Source organism: Gilliamella sp. B3783 (assembly GCF_026536125.1).
Lineage (GTDB): Bacteria > Pseudomonadota > Gammaproteobacteria > Enterobacterales > Orbaceae > Gilliamella.
The window spans coordinates 367,013-383,786 of sequence record NZ_JAFNOU010000001.1 but is presented as its reverse complement, the minus strand read 5'-3'; the positions used below and the strand labels follow the sequence as shown (position 1 = coordinate 383,786).

Here is a 16,774-nt window from a genome sequence, read left to right as displayed (position 1 = left end):
AAAAGAGGATATCATGATGCGATCCATTTTATTGGGTTTATTGTTGAATGCATTTGTATTACTCAATGTTTATTGGCGTTTTGTCTCAACAGATTCATTTGACAATCTATTTTTAGATGCGCTTTTCACTGCAATGACATTCAGCTTTTTATTGTCATGTTTAGGATTCTACTTAGCCTATTATAAGCCATCTAAATTTGCTTATCGTTTGATTATTGCCGGCAGTATTTTATTTATTCCTGCTGGTTTGGTCGCAATCTATTTTGCTTATAAAAAGATGCGCCAACAACGTAATGACTCAGATTTAATGACGTTATATGGTCGACTAGCAGTGATTAGTATCCCTTATTTATGGATGTTATTACTGTTTTTATTACCATTTTTAATTGTATTTCGAATTAGTTTTTCTGAAATGGCTTCAGCGGTACCGCCTTATACTGATTTATTCAGTTATGATGATGGTTTACTCAATATTGCTTTAAATTTTGGTAATTACTTAAATTTACTGAGCGATACCATTTACATTGATTCTTATTTGCAATCATTGAAAGTAGCGGCTATTTCAACGATTCTATGTATTTTAATTGGCTATCCATTAGCTTGGGCTATTTCACAATGTAAAGCCTCAACTCGAAATATCTTATTATTATTAATTATCTTACCATCATGGACTTCGTTTTTAATTCGAGTATATGCTTGGATAGGTATTTTAAATCCTAATGGGCTACTCAATAATTTCTTAATGTGGTTAGGCGTTATTGATCAACCACTTATCATCATGAAGACCTATTTTGCGGTTTATATTGGTATTGTTTATTCTTATTTACCTTTTGTGGTACTGCCAATTTATACCTCATTAAGTAAAGTGGACTCTACGTTGATCGAGGCAGCATTAGATTTAGGATGTAAACCAATTAAAACCTTTTTTAAAATTATTGTGCCATTAACTAAAAATGGCGTAATTGCTGGCGGTATGTTGGTCTTTATTCCGGCTGTTGGGGAGTATGTGATTCCTGAACTATTAGGTCCATCTGAAGGCATTATGATAGGTACACAACTTTGGACTGAATTCTTTAATAACCATGACTGGCCGGCAGCATCTGCAGTGGCTTCGGTAATGTTATTGATATTAATTATACCTATTTACTACTTTAATAAATTCCAAAATCGACAATTGGGAGGTAAATAGATGAACAATTTACCTGTTATTATGCGATCCGCTGTGATTATTTTTATTGCTTCATTCTTAGGCGCTTTATTGTTAACTGTTTTGATCTCGTCTTCAGGATTAGAATTAATTGGCAATAGTCATTTATACATTGGTTGTTTGATTTTCAGTGTGATTGTTACCTTGATTATCACTTTAGCGTTAATATGTCGCAGTTTAAAGGCGCTGATTTTATTGGTGGTATTTTCTTTTTTATATATCCCAATGATTATTTTAATTGTTTATTCGTTTAATAGCTCTCGTCTGGTAACCGTTTGGGCTGATTTTTCGACTAAATGGTACGTTGAACTAGTGCATAACGAAACCCTGCTTAAAGCGGTGGGATTAAGTTTATCCATTGCCGCAGGGGCTGCAACGCTTGCTATTGTTCTTGGTACGTTAGCATCGTATGCAATTATCCGCTTTAGGCGATTTAAAGGATCTAATCTTTTTTCATTTATGACTACTGCACCATTAGTCATGCCTGACGTTATTACTGGTTTAGCATTATTACTCTTATTTGTTGGAATGGGACAAGTATTAGGTTGGCCAAAAGATCGTGGCGCTATCACCATTTGGATGGCGCATGCAACTTTCTGTACAGCTTATGTCACAGTCGTTATAAGTGCAAGGTTGCGCGAGCTTGATAAGTCAATTGAAGAGGCAGCGTTAGATTTAGGTGCCAATCCTTTAAAAGTATTTTTCATTATTACGTTACCAATGATTGCACCGGCTTTAGTTTCAGGTTGGTTATTGGCGTTTACGCTATCACTTGATGATGTGGTTATTGCTAACTTTGTTACTGGTCCAGGCGCAATGACATTGCCAAAATTAATCTTTTCGAAAGTGAGATTAGGGGTCGATCCTCAGGTCAACGCATTGGCAACAATTATCTTATTCATAGTAGGAATAATTGGATTTATCTCATGGTTATGGATGCGTAAAGCTGAACGACGCAAAATGCGTGAAATGCGCGGACATTAGATAATATTAATGTTTAATGGGATTTTAGGCTTTGACTACCGTTGTTTTTGAGTGTTACAATGCAAGCGCTAAATTCAGGTTATATCCTGTTTTAGCGCTTATACTACAAGTTTAGTCTCGATTTTGTTACGTTAATAAAAGTACATTATGAATCATTGAAAATGATAATTCTTCATCTGCCACAATCTCAACATAATACTTTTAGCCGCATTTGTTTATCTTATTCTCATCCTTCATGTGCCATTGTTAAAAAGATTTAGTCGAAGCTATTTGGCGCTTGAATTGCTGTTGGCCGATTATTAAATCATGATCTGTAATTGTGTTGTATCAGTGCTGATTGGTTCAATGGATTGCGCAACATAAATTATTATGCTGATTTTAACGTATAATAGGATGTTACTTTGCGTGACAATGATAGCCTTTGCTATCTTTGTGTGGTTTATTAACATGAATAGTTAGAATTAAGTGACTCTAAGCTAGCTTTGTTATTGAGTTTATAAACGCCTTTAGCGTTTAGGTCTAGGTTGTTAATGTATAACAATAGGTATCGATATTAATCAATCCTATTAACTGTTATTAAAGTTGTTACCCTAAATAACATTAAGCGATAAGCTAAATAACAGTGGTTAGCGCTTAGTGCAATTAGCTATAAACGTGTTTTTCTAATTGATATAGTACTTTCGATACAATTGCTTGAGGCTAACTTAATAAATTTCCGTGTTTTTTTACTTATTTTGTATTATAGTATATGCCGTCAATTTAACGACAAAGTTCTCAGGGCGGGGCGTAATTCCCCACCGGTGGTATAGCCCACGAGCGCTTAATATTTATCCTATTATTATTTAATATTGATAAACATTAAGGACAAGCAGATTTGGTGTAATTCCAAAGCCGACAGTTAAAGTCTGGATGAAAGAGAGTAGCTTATCTTTTCTTAATTTGCTATTAGCAAAATCATTATGGTCAAGCACTTGCCCTGATTCTGGTATTTAATTTATTTATACTTATAGTTTTACTTAATGATATCTGCTTAATTGTTACAATTTTTCTATGTATCGATATCAGATTTGTTCTGTATTGCTTTGGGATAAATATAATTATTTTATAAAAGGATAGGTATTTACCATGAATCAGTTTAATTTAAAAGAATTTGGAACAGCTATTGAACGGGTAGAGCGTGCAATCAGTTCCATCAAAGCCGGTCAAGGTGTTTTAGTTTTAGATGATGAAGATCGTGAAAACGAAGGCGATATTGTTTGGTCAGCCGAAACCATCACTACGCCACAAATGGCACTGACTATTCGTCATGGCAGTGGCATTGTCTGTTTATGTATGCCAAAAGCTTATTGTGATAAATTACAATTACCTATGATGGTGGCGAATAATACTAGCAAAAATCATACCGCATTTACGATATCAATTGAAGCGGCTCAAGGCGTAACAACAGGCGTTTCAGCCGCAGATCGTGTAACCACTATTAAAGCGGCCGTTGCTGATCATGCTAAACCGTGTGATTTAAATCATCCAGGACATGTTTTTCCATTAGTGGCTCAAGAAGGTGGAGTGTTAACACGTCGAGGCCATACTGAAGCGTCGGTTGATTTAGTGACTTTGGCCGGTTTCAAACCTGCTGCGGTCATTTGTGAAATCACCAATGATGATGGCTCAATGGCAAGAGCTCCGCAAATAGTTGAATTTGCCAAACAGCATAATTTACCCGTTGTAACAATTGAAGATATTGTAGAATATCGTAAAGCTAGATAATGAGATTTTATTATGCCGACTTTGTCGGCGTAATAATATTGATCATCCAATGTTAAAACTTTAAAGCACTGTATAAGTTAATTTCGACTCGGTTATTTAACGGCTTAATACTTAAATTTTATCTGAGATAAGTTTATTGATAACTAAATTTCTTAGTGTAATTTATGACTTATTAACCATTTTTTATAACGCTTTTTTGATGCCAGACAAAAATAATTCCACAGTAAAAGCAAATACTTGACCGGGTTCAACAGCTTGAAATGCAGGAGCTAATTTTTTTGTCAATGTAAAACCTTGCTGAGGCAAATTTTCAATGTCATTAAGATCTGCATCATCAGCAGGGCGAAGTAATCCCCCCGCTTCAGAAGCCGCAAGCCCAATAATACAAGCGTAATAACCTAAACAAAAACGGGTTACTTGATTATCATTAAAGCCAGCATCCGTTAACGCCTGACAAACATATTCAGCTCGAATATAATCGGCAAGTCCTGTACTCCAAAACTGCTGCATTAATTTAAAACTATTTGGATAGGCAAGAGCTATTTGCCGATATTGATAAGCTAAATGTCGAAGGCGTTCATCCCAAGGCATGCTGTTATCAATAGTTGATATTCTACGGGTTAATTCTTCAGCCATTGCCCGTTCCAGTCCTTTTTTTGATTTAAAATGATACTGTAGTGACATTGGATCACAAGCAATTTTGGCGGCAAGTTTACGTACACTAAAAGCGGAATTGCCAACTTCCTCCATAAAATCTATCGCTGCCATTACCATTGCTTGGGCTTCAAGTCCTTTTGGCCCTGTATTTTTCATTTTATCGGAATTTTTCATAGCTAATCTCAAGATGTTACAGCATTAATATTATATCGTTATTGTAATAATTCATGCAAAACTAACCTAATCATGAAAGCTTGAACTATTGAATAATAAACGATTTTAACCTTGCAATTTCTATTTCTTCGTTGTAGAATTATTTTATTATAAACAATTTATAATAGAATTTTGTAAAAAAGTTTAAGTAATTATATACATTTCAGTATAAAACAGGCTTTGTCTTTTTTAACAAATTAACTAATTTCTTTTGGTGGCAACTTTCTTGGTTTGCGAACCATCTTTTGTTTTCTACGATACAAATTCGGTGAAAAAGCAAAACTAAATAATGATAAAAAGAGTTGATGATAGCAATGAGGTAGCTATGTCTAATATAAATAAAGAGTGGGCATTTGTCGTGCTTACCTGTTTTTTTGAGTTGTGTTGGATCTTTGGATTCAGTGTCGCAACCGAATTATGGCATTGGCTTATCATTATCACTTTACTTATTGTTGATTTTACGTTTTTAACAAATGCCTGCAAAACCATACCTACAGGTACTGTGTATGCAATTTTTTCAGGGGTTGGTGCAGTCGGTGCAACCATTTTTGATGTGTTATTATTTGATAAACATATCACATTGCTTCACGTGTTTTTTGTGGCTTTAATTATTATTGGTGTTATTCAACTTAAACGTACTGATAGTTAACAATAAGGATATTAGTAGGAGATAAGTATTCATGGGTTGGCTGTTAATTTTGACTGCATCGATTTTTGAAGTTGTAGGTGCAGTGGGGCTTAAGCTTTATGCAGAGAAAAAAAATATACTAAGATTAATTGCCTATTGGGGCGGTTTTTTTATCTCTTTTGTATTATTTTATTTTTCACTTCATTATCTTGAGTTAAGTATTGTTTACCCTGTTTGGGTAGGGCTTGGAACATCTGGTGCAGTATTAGCCAATATATTTTTATTTAATGAACCTAAAAATATGCAACGTTTATTTGGTTTACTTATCATCATTATTGGAGTAGTTGGATTACATTTGACGATGTGATGCAATATTATCAATCTTAATCAATGCCTGTTATTGATTACATTACTAGAACATAAACCCCACTGTTGCGATCCTACTTATCGATAAGTTGAATTATCCAATTATTTATCATATAAAAAAACTAAAACGTTCAGCATAAACTATGCTTTGATAATTCTAAATTACAATAAAATAATAGATAAAAAAACCGGAGATAAACTCCGGTTAACGCAAAGCTTTTGAATAAAACGTTAGAACGATAATGTAATAATTAAATTTCTTTAGCGTGTTGTTTTAAGTAACTTGCAACGCCGTTTGGATTAGCTTGCATACCTTGTTTACCTTTTGTCCATTGTGCAGGACAAACTTCGCCATGTTCTTCGTGGAATTGGAAAGCATCAACAATACGAATCATTTCATCAATATTGCGACCAATTGGTAAATCATTGATAGTTTCGTGACGAACAATACCCGATTTATCGATAAAGAACGACGCACGTAGAGCAACACCAGCTTCAGGATGTTCAACGCCATATGCTTGCATAATTGCATGTTTAATGTCCGCGACAATTGGGAATTTGACTTCACCAATACCACCTTTATCTTGTGGAGTATTACGCCAAGCGTTGTGAACATACTCAGAGTCCATTGAAACACCAATTACTTCAACTCCACGTTTTTTAAATTCATCTAAACGGTGATCAAAAGCAATAATTTCAGAAGGGCAAACAAAAGTGAAGTCCATTGGCCAAAAGAATACAACTGCATATTTACCTTTGATATGATCAGCTAAATTAAAATTGTTTACAATTTCGCCAGTACCTAAAACAGCTGCTGAAGTAAAATCAGGGGCTTTGCGAGTGACTAATGTCATAATTTTCTCCTTAACAAATAAAATATAAATCAAGCAACGGGAGTTATTATAGCAATTAACGCTATTTGTCCAATTCGTTATAAGCAATTGATTTCATAAGTTCAAACTATTAACTTTGTTGTTTTTGTTCGAAATTACTTATTGATTTTTTCGGCTTCCCTTTATTTTTAGTATCACGATGGCGCAATTTTACTTTTTTATTTTTTGCATCTTGTTTTTTAGTTTCACTTTTTAATCTTGCTTTTTGTGATGGCTTTTTCTTGGTTACGCGTTTAGGGGCTTTGGTTTTCGGTCTCAATTCATCAATAGTTCTTAACTTAATCGGTTCTTGAATGTAACGTTCAATTTTTTGCAATAACTCATTATCATGAGCTTCGATTAGCATTATCGCCGTGCCTTTTTTGCCAGCACGAGCCGTACGACCAATGCGGTGTAAATAGACATCCGCTGTTTTAGGGGCGTCAAAATTAATCACATGGCTAATATCATCAATGTCAATACCGCGTGCAGCGACATCAGTCGCCACTAATACATTAACGGTATTATTGCTCATTCTTTTTATTGCTTCGTTGCGTTTGGCTTGTACCATTTCACCTTCTAAGTAACAACTATTGATGCCAGCCTGATGTAACCAAGTCACCAATTCATGCACACGTTCACGTTTGCGTACAAAGATAATGGTTTTTTTCAACTCGTCTTGTTTTAATAAATGGATTAATAAAGCCACTTTATGCGTTAAATCATCGGCTCGATAATAAAATTGTAAGATCTTTTTGCGCTCTTTGCGTGAAGGATCGGCATTAATTTCGATTGGATCATTTAAGATACGGCTGGCAAAGTTATGCAATCCTTCACCTTCAAGCGTTGCCGAGAATAAAAGTGTTTGTTTACGCCAACGCGTCTCTGCCGAAATGGTTTCAACATCTTGTGAAAAGCCCATATCTAACATACGATCAGCTTCATCTAAAATTAACATTTCAACAGCGCGGCAATCAAAATTTTCTTCTTTGATATATTGTAATAATCGACCGGTTGTCGCTATCACAATATCTTGATTTTTGCTAAACACTTCAGCATGATTCATATAAGCCACACCGCCGGTTATTGTCGCAGTGCTCAGATGCGTTGATTGTGTTAGGCGCTTCGATTGTTCTGCAATTTGCATGGCAAGTTCACGAGTTGGTGTTAAAATTAAAATACGTGGTGGACCAGGTTTGCGTCTAGGAAAATCGAGCAGATGTTGCACCGCAGGGATTAAAAAAGCCAATGTTTTGCCGGTACCTGTGGGTGCAGATCCTAAAATATCTTTACCCTCGAGTGCGGCAGGAATAGTTTGCGCCTGAATGGCTGTTGGTGTATGAATATTTTGTGCTTGCAGGTTTTCGATTAAGATCTCATCTAATCCTAAATCTAAAAAAGTTTGTGCGGTCATAATGATCTTTTTTATCTAAAATTTTGTTACACATTATAGCGGCAATCCCTATAACTACAATCAATAAAAGCGTAGCAATGCTTAATGGTTGAACGGAAAATAAATAATTTGCAGTCCATCAACATGTACCTTTAAGCGTCATCAACGCCTTACAAAACTTTACGGAAAAACACATTACAAAAAAATTCATATCATTTAGTATATTATTAAATTATTATTCGATTAGCGTAATATTGTTATTGAAGTTATTTTTTTTAACAGTATATATTGTTGAATAATTTTAAAAAAATACCCGTTATACTGCTACAAGGAATGGTAAAAATATGTTAAAATATGGTCTTAATCGGGCATCGGGCATCGGGCATCGGGCATCGGGCATCGGGCATCGGGCATTAGCTATCGCCAATTTTCTCAGTTTTTAGCACAGACTCAATCATTATTCCCCCTTAAAAATTATTTATTTCATTGTTTTAATATTTCCAATAATTTGCGAATAAAACATCGCTATTTATCTCTATCCCCTAACAAAATAAATTCATTGCTACAGAAAGTTATAACAATTTTTTGCTTTTGTTTGTTTATCTTTAGTGATGCTAATTCCCTAAATGTAGCAACCGCCAAAATAATAGAAGGCAATGCGCCCCAAGTTGTTAATACTGAACTAGCAGCAAATAAACATGGCTTTACCGTAAATGGTGTTTTTTATAGTGAGGCAAACAATAATATCAACGGGAATAAAGTTAAAGAGTTTAGTGGAGATTTAAGGCTTAAAGATTTTACCATAAAGAATTTTTATTATGATTCATTAGATAACAAACTAAATTTTGCCGATAATGATGGCGATGATATTGACACAACCAGACCATTCTTACTTACCAATACGAGTTTTAAATGGTATGACGCAAATGGTCAGGTCTTAACCGATCAAAGTAAAACCATTAGTACTTGTGAGAATGAGAGTTATAGTTTGCCATTAACATTAGAAATCACAACACAACTCAAGACATATTCTAAGTACGGAATACCCAACGAAAGTGATTTTGTGCCAATAACTAAACGTTATCAGATTGTCACTACACCCGAAATATGTGGAATAAAGCCAAATCAGATGTTTGTCCATCCTAATCGAATTTGGGCAAGTCCTTATATAGTCAATATTAACGGTGTTAAAGAGTGTAATTTTAAGGGGTATGATTCTTTGGAGGAATCTATTTCTGATCCAAAAGGTACAGGATGGAATCAACCTGGTACCGAAAAACGAAATGATTATTGTGGTGGTGGATATGATGCTAATGTGTTCGATCCAAAATTAGGCTTTAAACCCTCAGCTAAACCGTCCTTTCCAACTAGCGGTTTCCCTGGGGCTGAGTTTCGAATATTGGTTAAAGGTTTACAAACCGATTATACCTATAGTGTCATCAATAATTCGGGTGGCGGTGTTAGCGTTGACAAAATGGGCAATGTTACCTTGAATAATAAACCAACAGGTGAGGTGACTGTTCGAATAAAAACAAAATGGGAATCGTCTTTTTTATATGATTATACCTTTAATCCAACCAAGGTCTGGATTGAACCTCAAGAAGGCCTTTATTCTACTTATGCTCAAGCCATAGAACGATGTGGGGGTGAGACAAATATTCCCACCCGAGTTGACATGACTAACTCGCCAAATGCGCCAGCGACATGGACGGAATTACCTTTACAATGGGATACGTTCACGCGTGCTATTGGCGAGGGTTTGTTTGCTGAGTGGGGAGAAACAACCAAAACAGCCTATCCTAAATCTAATTGGCAACAACAATGGCAGTGGTTTTATTCCCGAGATCATTTTGATAATCGTAACCATCCCGGATATTCCGATATTTATGCAATCGATGCTTGGATAGGGCAAATACAGGTATGGGGTAATGGTGTTGAATTACGAGCCATGTGTAAAAGATAACAACATAAATTAGATAAAACCAATTTAATCATAATAAGTTAGTGTATTGGTTTTTCTAAAAAATCGGGATCTAATTATCATGAGAATTATCGAAAAACTCAAACAGAGTAAAAGTATTGATAATATCTACTTTTATCGAGAAAGAATGTTTGTCCAGCTTTACGGTGTATCGCTTTATTTGGCATTAGAGGTGTTAAATTTACCCTTAACTATGCGAATAAAGCGCTATAAAAGTTAGCCAATAAACCGATTTTACAGGCGGCTTTACTTGATAAGGCTATGTTAAATTTGAATATTTCAGGTTTAACAAAAACTGAGTTTGGTTATATATTGCCCAATAGCAGGTCTGTTGATCTTTTAGTTTATCGCTTGTGGCATGATAAACAATTAAAACAATTATTATTTCAAGAGAGATCATGAATGGTGCTTTAATCGATAAAATTTTTCTAAACTTTTGTCATTGGTTAAATGTGTTGTAAGTGATTAATCATAGAGCAGATAGCTAGTGTTTGAATGTTAAAAATTGCTTCCAGCTCGCTTAGCGAGCCGGCGCAATTTTTATAGTTTAAAAAATATACAAAATAAAGCGATGCAAAATTTAAAAAATTTATTTTCGATAAAGCGAATCAAATCATTGTCAAATGAACTGGATTTTTATCGAATACAAGCTAAGTTAAGCCAATCATAATCAGTATTTATTCTTAAATTTGCTAAAGTGTTTAAATGGTATACCAATAACATATTGGTTAATATTATTTGCCATTGTGCTTATGTTATGATTAGTTTGATTTTGTTAAATCACATTATGATTGCTGTTTAAATAGGATTTGAGTTGAATTGTCTTATTTCACTATTTAACTTGATTGATTAGTTAGCCTATAATAAGCAGTATTTCTTTTATCATATTACCCTAATAGCGATGACTTAATGAAGATGACTGAATGTTTTTCCAACGATCAATATAACCGACAATTACAAAACAAAATCAATAATCTAAAAACACTTTTTAGCGATTTTGTGCTACCTGAATTGAAAGTTTATTCTTCTCCAGTAAGTCATTATCGGATGCGTGCTGAATTTAGAATATGGCATAATGGTGAAGATCTTTATCATATTATGTATGATAAAAAAACTAAGAAACGGGTTCGCATCGATAGCTTTCCTATTGCAACAAAGCTTATTAATCAAGCCATGCAAGCTGTTTTACCACTTTTACAGTACAATGAATCATTACGTCATTTACTTTTTCAAATAGACTATTTTTCCACGTTGAGTGGCCAACTATTAATTACGTTGTTATATCATAAAAAACTCGATGAAAATTGGATTGCTCAAGCAAGATTGTTAAAGCAACAATTAGCCGATCAGGGAATTAATGTCAATTTAGTGGGGCGTTCAAGTAATCAAAAAATTTCAATTGATGTTGATTATGTGGATGAAGTTTTGCCAGTGCTGGATAAAACATTTCAATATCGTCAAGTTGAAAATAGTTTTACTCAGCCTAATGCCGCAGTTAATATCAAAATGTTAGAGTGGGCAATTTCAGTGACTAAAGGTTCATCTGGCGATTTACTTGAATTTTATTGTGGTAATGGTAATTTTTCGGTTGCTTTAGCACAAAACTTTCGTAAAGTTTTAGCGACAGAAATTGCCAAAGCTTCGGTCTATTCGGCACAACATAATATTGCGGTTAATCAAATTGATAATTTAGTGATAGCCAGACTATCTGCCGAGGAGTTTACTTGCGCAATTAAAAAAGAGCGTGAATTTAATCGATTAAAAGGCATTGATCTAGACAGTTATCAGTGCCAGACCGTTTTAGTTGATCCACCACGAGGTGGATTAGACCAAGGCACCATCAATAATCTTAAAAACTACGCTACAATCATCTATATTTCATGCAATCCTTATACTTTAAAAGAAAATTTGCAACAACTTATCGCAACACATGAAATTAAACACTTAGCTATGTTTGATCAGTTCCCATATACCGATCATATAGAAATGGGCGTAGTACTACAGAAAAAATAGTTCTTTGCGTACCCAAAATGCTTTAATTTTGTTAGAATAACACATACCTTTCAACGCAAGAATCGGTGTTTGGTTAACAGAACGCTATTTTCTTTATTATTAATAAAAAAAAACCCTAGATAAACTAGGGCTGCATTAAATTGCAAGGAATGGATGAAAGGAAATAAAACAATGAAACAATAATGTCTAGCCTCATGAATCATTGTGTGCATACTATAACAGAGACAAACAAACTAATTAGTGACATTAAAATTACAATATAGTCATTAATTTGTCATGATGTCATTTGGTTTTTTCATATATCCTATTACAGCATTATGCAATTTCGATAATCAACTAAAATAATAAAGGAAATACTCAAAATGAAATTGTTAGTTGTTGAAGATGAACATAAAACAGGCGAATACTTACGCCAAGGTTTAATTGAATCTGGTTTTATTGTTGATTTAACCGATAATGGTTTAGATGGTTATCATCGTGCTATGACCGAAGATTATGACTTAATCATACTTGATGTGATGTTACCCGATATCGTTGGTTGGAAAATTGTCCAATCTTTACGTGAGGCAGGCAAAGATACACAAATTATTTTGCTTACCGCAATGGGTAGTGTTGATGATAAAGTTAAAGGTCTTAATTTAGGTGCTGATGATTACTTAGTTAAGCCATTTTCGTTTGCTGAACTTTTGGCGAGGGTCAAATCATTATTAAGACGTAATGTTCCCCAAGTTAACAATTATCAACTTACCATTGCTGATTTGGTGATGGACTTACCTAAGCGCACAGTTACGCGAGCGGATAAAAGAATCGAATTAACTAATAAAGAATTTTTGTTACTGGAGTATTTTTTACGTTATCCTGGCGAGGTTTTACCTCGATCGCTTATTGCTTCACAAGTGTGGGATATGAATTTTGATAGTGACACCAACGTGATAGATGTGGCAATTAGGCGATTACGAAATAAAATCGATGCTGGGTTTGAACCCAAATTAATACATACTGTGCGTGGAATGGGATATAAATTAGATGTATTGGATGAAGCGGATTAAAATTATCTCATTTCGTTTGCCCTTAATTGTGTGCTTACTGACATGTGGGTTACTTTATTGTTTTAGTTATCTGATCGAACGTTCATTTGAAAAATTTTCGATTCAACAAAATGTCACTGAATTGAATTCGGTAATTTCTTCTATTGAACGAGAGCTTACTTATTATTCTCCTGATGATAATCGTGATGAGTTTTTTCAAAATTTATTATTAATTTTGACAGGTCATCATCATCTGTTTGTCTATATTATTGATGATTCTGGTAAAATATTATATCGGACACGTGGTCCTAATTTAATGCTTGCTCTAAAACCAGATGAATTTGAAAAGATAGTCACTGAGCATACGACAGCAATATCCAATATGGATAAATCATCTTATCGAATTGCCGCTTCACGCGTTATGGTTGAACCACATAATCAATATACGACTATTGTAGCTGTTGGTCGTGATTTACAATTAGAATTTATTAATCGATTAAGAAATGGGCTTGGTTTACTTATTGCAATCTCATGTGTGCTTGCGCTAATTGGATCAATCATTTCGATATATTACACTCAAAAGCCGATTAATCGCTTAATTAAGAAAATTGAGCGTATTAATATGAAAAGCCTTAATTATCGAATTTCAACCTCGACTGTTCCTATCAAATACGTCAGCCTTGTACGCGCATTTAACAATATGCTTAGTCGGATGGAAGATGTTTTTCTTCGTCAGCGTAATTTTACTGCTGATATTGCGCATGAAATGCGAACACCCATTACTAACTTAACTACGCAAACTCAAATCGTGTTAAATAATGCTCGATCAACTGAAGAATACCGAGAAATTTTATATTCTAACTTAGAAGAGTATGAAAGAATGTCATTAATGATATCGGATATGCTGTTCTTAGCTCAGGCTGATAATCGTCAATTAGTGCCAAATTTAATCGATATTGACTTACATAATATGCTCAGCTTAATGTGTGAATATTTTGAACCCCTTACTGATGAAAAGAATATTGCTTTTAATCTGGAAGGTAATTGTGCACATATTCAAGGTGATAAAATGATGCTAGCTAGAGCAATAAGTAATATTTTATCCAATGCTATTCGTTATACGCCTGAAAATCAAATTATCAGAATTGTTTTAAGTCAAGTCACCGATAAACGTGTAAAGATCATCATTTCTAATCCAGGTAAGAAAATTGATAGCCGGCATTTACCTCATCTTTTTGACCGGTTTTATCGTGTAGATGAATCTCGTCATCGTAATGGAAATGATGCTTCTGGAGCGGGTATTGGATTAGCAATTGTAAAATCAATAATTGAAACGCATAAAGGCTCTATTTATGTCGAGTCTGATGAACAATCTACACGGTTTATTATCAATTTACCCACTGCTATGTGACATTAAAGTCGCTAATTAGTAAATTTGCGGCTGCGTAAGCCGCTTTATCTCTTAACTCTTTGGGAACCAGTTGGTTGCTGGCTACTTCATCAAGTGCTTGCATAACAGCACTTAGCGCATCTTCAATGTAACCAAGTTCATTACTGCCAATTTGTGCATATTTTTCACGAATTAATTCACAATAATTATTCATTAATTTTATCCCTTTTTAGTTAAGCAATGATGGATTGACTCATTTATAACAAATCAGTCAATTTTTGGTAAACGTGCTGTGCAGTGATTGTTTTCATGCTTTTTTCTGGCGAAATAATACTGTATTGATTTTTGCCATAACCACCAATTAACTTAGGATCAGTTTGACCAAATAGCGTAATATTTGGTCTATCTAATGCTGCTGTTAGATGACTCAATCCGGTATCAACCGAAACAACCGCTTTAGCACCTGCAATAATGGTCGCAATATCATTTAATGAGAGTTTTGGTAACACTTCAACATGGTTAAAACCTTGCGCAAGGCGAATTGCTCGTTGTTGTTCATGTGGTGCCCCCCAGGGTAATTTAATTTTTAAACCTGTTGGCTCAATTTGTTTGATTAATTCTCGCCATTGCTCCTCACTCCAATGTTTTTCATCCCGCGTTGTAGAATGTAAAAAAATAAGGTATTGTCCTGCATCACTCGGTAAAGTACTTAGAAAGTGGCGAGCAATAGCATAATCGCCAGTGAGGGTTGGAATAGGGTAATTAAGGCTTTGGGCAAATAACATTCTAACACGTTCAATTGCATGCATTTGCTTGGGTATGTGGTGCTTTATATCGTAAAACCAACTCGCTATGGGCTCCTTGATGCTTTGACGGTCTAAGCCATGTTTAATGCCTTTAGCCTTGCGTGTAATCAAAAACGCACTTTTAATTAGCCCTTGTGCATCGATAATTGCATCATATTGCTTCTGTTGAAGTTGTTCAATAAAAGCGTGACGTTCTTGCCGTATTGGTTTTGCAAACCAATTTTTGCGCCAACGTCGGATTGCCACTGGTATAACTGTATCTACCGCAAAATGCCAACTGGGAATTTGGGCAAAGTTCTCTTCTACCACCCAGTCAAAAGTAACATCAGTTAAGCAATTTGCTGCATCAGTTAGTGCAGGTAGTGTGTGCAGCACATCTCCCATCGAAGAGGTTTTAACAACAAGTACACGCATGGCTAGTTACTCTTTTTCACAACGTACGATGAGATTCATTAACGTTTCGAACACTTGAGCGGGTTTTATATCGATCAAACTTTGGTGATACCCTTGATCGCCATCGCCTTTACGTACTTTGTGATATCCGGTGATTAATCGAATAATTTCTGCTCTGTTGGATAAAGGTGGCGTAAAATCAGGACTACTTGGCCCATAAAGCGCCACTAAAGGCCGATCTAATGCGGCAGCAACATGCATTAAACCAGAATCATTAGTAACGATTGCTTTACACCCTGCAATTAAATTAATTGCTTGCTCAAGCTGTGTTTCGCCAGCAAGATTAATACATTGATCGCTATGCGTCATTTTGGCCATAATTTGATTTCCAACTTCCCGATCGTTGGCCGAACCAAATATTAAAATTTTAGCATGTTGGCTTACAATCATATCGGCTAGTGCTGCATAATGGTAATCGGGCCATCGTTTAGCCGGTCCAAATTCAGCGCCGGGACAAAAACCAATTAAAGGTTCATCGTTTGCAATATTGAACAGGGTTAAAGTATTGGTTATATCCTCTTGGCTAACCTCTAATTTTGGCCACAATAATGGTTTAGGCAGATCTTGTGCTGAATGAATTTGTTGTTTAGGATAAGCAAGTGCAACATAACGTTCGACCATTTGTGGAAACGCTGGTTTATCTAATTTGCGCAAGTCATTTAATAATCCATAACGCATTTCACCTTTCCAACCTGTTCGTTTAGGAATTTTGGCGAAAAAAGGAATTAATGCTGATTTAAGCGAATTAGGCAAAATAAAAGCTTGTTCATAATTGTTATTACGTAGCTCTTTACCTAAATGATAACGTTGCATAAGATTAAATTCACCATGACCTAAAGGCATTGCAATCGATTGATTTACTTCCGGCATTTTATTCAGTAATGCTCGACACCAAGCGGGTGCCATGACATCGATTTCAACGCTAGGATCAAGTTGTTTTAAAGTTCGATATAGGCTTTGTGACATCATCATATCACCCACCCAAGACGGGCCAATTATCAACGTTTTCATTTGACTTC

General features: G+C 35.0%; 15 protein-coding genes, 1 pseudogene and 1 riboswitch. Of the genes and pseudogenes, 10 read left to right on the top strand and 6 right to left on the bottom strand.

Going from position 1 to position 16,774, the window contains the following annotated elements; all coding sequences use genetic code 11:
- Nucleotides 1–316: 316 nt before the first annotated feature.
- The 3 genes and pseudogenes from potH to ribB all read left to right on the top strand — a co-directional run.
- A pseudogene (gene potH / locus J3U59_RS01965) lies at nucleotides 317–1,189 on the top strand (putrescine ABC transporter permease PotH); the annotation flags it as partial.
- Between the two features lie 165 nt (nucleotides 1,190–1,354).
- Complete coding sequence (locus J3U59_RS01960) at nucleotides 1,355–2,191, top strand: ABC transporter permease subunit (RefSeq protein ID WP_416379536.1); 837 nt, start codon at nucleotides 1,355–1,357, stop codon at nucleotides 2,189–2,191.
- 766 nt (nucleotides 2,192–2,957) lie between these two features.
- A riboswitch (FMN riboswitch) is annotated at nucleotides 2,958–3,116 on the top strand.
- Between the two features lie 200 nt (nucleotides 3,117–3,316).
- Entirely contained in the window at nucleotides 3,317–3,955 is a 639-nt protein-coding gene (ribB, locus tag J3U59_RS01955) for a 3,4-dihydroxy-2-butanone-4-phosphate synthase (RefSeq protein WP_267332550.1), read from the top strand.
- A gap of 183 nt (nucleotides 3,956–4,138) precedes the next feature.
- Here ribB and J3U59_RS01950 read toward each other — a convergent pair whose 3' ends face one another.
- Nucleotides 4,139–4,786: a TetR/AcrR family transcriptional regulator gene (locus J3U59_RS01950; RefSeq protein ID WP_267332551.1), complete on the bottom strand. Its 648-nt coding sequence runs from the start codon at nucleotides 4,784–4,786 to the stop codon at nucleotides 4,139–4,141.
- A gap of 364 nt (nucleotides 4,787–5,150) precedes the next feature.
- Between J3U59_RS01950 and J3U59_RS01945 the strand changes: the two genes are divergently transcribed.
- Entirely contained in the window at nucleotides 5,151–5,474 is a 324-nt protein-coding gene (locus J3U59_RS01945) for a DMT family transporter (protein WP_267332552.1), read from the top strand.
- A 31-nt stretch (nucleotides 5,475–5,505) separates the two neighbouring features.
- A complete protein-coding gene (locus J3U59_RS01940) occupies nucleotides 5,506–5,820 on the top strand; it encodes a DMT family transporter (protein WP_267332553.1) in 315 nt (104 codons plus the stop codon).
- Between the two features lie 250 nt (nucleotides 5,821–6,070).
- Here the strand turns inward: J3U59_RS01940 and J3U59_RS01935 are convergent, their stop codons facing one another.
- Both J3U59_RS01935 and srmB read right to left on the bottom strand, forming a co-directional pair.
- Complete coding sequence (locus tag J3U59_RS01935; RefSeq protein ID WP_267332554.1) at nucleotides 6,071–6,673, bottom strand: peroxiredoxin C; 603 nt, start codon at nucleotides 6,671–6,673, stop codon at nucleotides 6,071–6,073.
- 109 nt (nucleotides 6,674–6,782) lie between these two features.
- The gene (srmB, locus tag J3U59_RS01930; RefSeq protein ID WP_267332555.1) at nucleotides 6,783–8,105 is read right to left on the bottom strand and encodes an ATP-dependent RNA helicase SrmB; all 1,323 of its coding nucleotides are present in this window, start codon (nucleotides 8,103–8,105) and stop codon (nucleotides 6,783–6,785) included.
- Between the two features lie 574 nt (nucleotides 8,106–8,679).
- Between srmB and J3U59_RS01925 the strand changes: the two genes are divergently transcribed.
- The 5 genes from J3U59_RS01925 (at nucleotide 8,680) to J3U59_RS01905 (ending at nucleotide 14,517) form a co-directional block, all read left to right on the top strand.
- Complete coding sequence (locus J3U59_RS01925) at nucleotides 8,680–10,047, top strand: hypothetical protein (RefSeq protein ID WP_267346507.1); 1,368 nt, start codon at nucleotides 8,680–8,682, stop codon at nucleotides 10,045–10,047.
- Nucleotides 10,048–10,126: 79 nt separating this feature from the next.
- Nucleotides 10,127–10,285, top strand: a complete 159-nt coding sequence (locus J3U59_RS01920) for a hypothetical protein (RefSeq protein WP_267332557.1) — start codon at nucleotides 10,127–10,129, stop codon at nucleotides 10,283–10,285.
- Nucleotides 10,286–10,980: 695 nt separating this feature from the next.
- On the top strand, nucleotides 10,981–12,078 hold the full coding sequence (gene trmA, locus J3U59_RS01915) for a tRNA (uridine(54)-C5)-methyltransferase TrmA (RefSeq protein ID WP_416379537.1): 1,098 nt from the start codon (nucleotides 10,981–10,983) through the stop codon (nucleotides 12,076–12,078).
- Between the two features lie 362 nt (nucleotides 12,079–12,440).
- Entirely contained in the window at nucleotides 12,441–13,127 is a 687-nt protein-coding gene (locus tag J3U59_RS01910; protein WP_065635101.1) for a heavy metal response regulator transcription factor, read from the top strand.
- Nucleotides 13,114–14,517, top strand: coding sequence for a heavy metal sensor histidine kinase (locus J3U59_RS01905; protein ID WP_065635100.1), 1,404 nt, complete (start codon nucleotides 13,114–13,116; stop codon nucleotides 14,515–14,517). The genes J3U59_RS01910 and J3U59_RS01905 overlap by 14 nt, the downstream gene beginning before the upstream one ends.
- Here J3U59_RS01905 and J3U59_RS01900 read toward each other — a convergent pair.
- Genes J3U59_RS01900 through rfaF form a run of 3 tightly spaced genes read right to left on the bottom strand, consistent with a single transcriptional unit; the run spans nucleotide 14,510 to nucleotide 16,766 of the window.
- Entirely contained in the window at nucleotides 14,510–14,710 is a 201-nt protein-coding gene (locus tag J3U59_RS01900) for a YaeP family protein (RefSeq protein ID WP_065635099.1), read from the bottom strand. The genes J3U59_RS01905 and J3U59_RS01900 overlap by 8 nt on opposite strands.
- A gap of 43 nt (nucleotides 14,711–14,753) precedes the next feature.
- A complete protein-coding gene (gene rfaC, locus J3U59_RS01895) occupies nucleotides 14,754–15,716 on the bottom strand; it encodes a lipopolysaccharide heptosyltransferase RfaC (RefSeq protein WP_267332559.1) in 963 nt (320 codons plus the stop codon).
- Between the two features lie 6 nt (nucleotides 15,717–15,722).
- Complete coding sequence (rfaF, locus tag J3U59_RS01890; protein ID WP_267332560.1) at nucleotides 15,723–16,766, bottom strand: ADP-heptose--LPS heptosyltransferase RfaF; 1,044 nt, start codon at nucleotides 16,764–16,766, stop codon at nucleotides 15,723–15,725.
- Nucleotides 16,767–16,774 lie beyond the last annotated feature (8 nt).

What these genes read in the sequence shown, in the direction of transcription:
- J3U59_RS01950 (WP_267332551.1), bottom strand. Translation starts at nt 4,786, where the DNA reads ATGAAAAATTCCGATAAAATGAAAAATACAGGGCCAAAAGGACTTGAA.
- J3U59_RS01935 (WP_267332554.1), bottom strand. Translation starts at nt 6,673, where the DNA reads ATGACATTAGTCACTCGCAAAGCCCCTGATTTTACTTCAGCAGCTGTT.
- srmB (WP_267332555.1), bottom strand. Translation starts at nt 8,105, where the DNA reads ATGACCGCACAAACTTTTTTAGATTTAGGATTAGATGAGATCTTAATC.
- J3U59_RS01945 (WP_267332552.1), top strand. Translation starts at nt 5,151, where the DNA reads ATGTCTAATATAAATAAAGAGTGGGCATTTGTCGTGCTTACCTGTTTT.
- J3U59_RS01910 (WP_065635101.1), top strand. Translation starts at nt 12,441, where the DNA reads ATGAAATTGTTAGTTGTTGAAGATGAACATAAAACAGGCGAATACTTA.
- J3U59_RS01905 (WP_065635100.1), top strand. Translation starts at nt 13,114, where the DNA reads ATGAAGCGGATTAAAATTATCTCATTTCGTTTGCCCTTAATTGTGTGC.
- J3U59_RS01920 (WP_267332557.1), top strand. Translation starts at nt 10,127, where the DNA reads ATGAGAATTATCGAAAAACTCAAACAGAGTAAAAGTATTGATAATATC.
- rfaC (WP_267332559.1), bottom strand. Translation starts at nt 15,716, where the DNA reads ATGCGTGTACTTGTTGTTAAAACCTCTTCGATGGGAGATGTGCTGCAC.
- J3U59_RS01900 (WP_065635099.1), bottom strand. Translation starts at nt 14,710, where the DNA reads ATGAATAATTATTGTGAATTAATTCGTGAAAAATATGCACAAATTGGC.
- ribB (WP_267332550.1), top strand. Translation starts at nt 3,317, where the DNA reads ATGAATCAGTTTAATTTAAAAGAATTTGGAACAGCTATTGAACGGGTA.
- J3U59_RS01940 (WP_267332553.1), top strand. Translation starts at nt 5,506, where the DNA reads ATGGGTTGGCTGTTAATTTTGACTGCATCGATTTTTGAAGTTGTAGGT.
- trmA (WP_416379537.1), top strand. Translation starts at nt 10,981, where the DNA reads ATGACTGAATGTTTTTCCAACGATCAATATAACCGACAATTACAAAAC.
- rfaF (WP_267332560.1), bottom strand. Translation starts at nt 16,766, where the DNA reads ATGAAAACGTTGATAATTGGCCCGTCTTGGGTGGGTGATATGATGATG.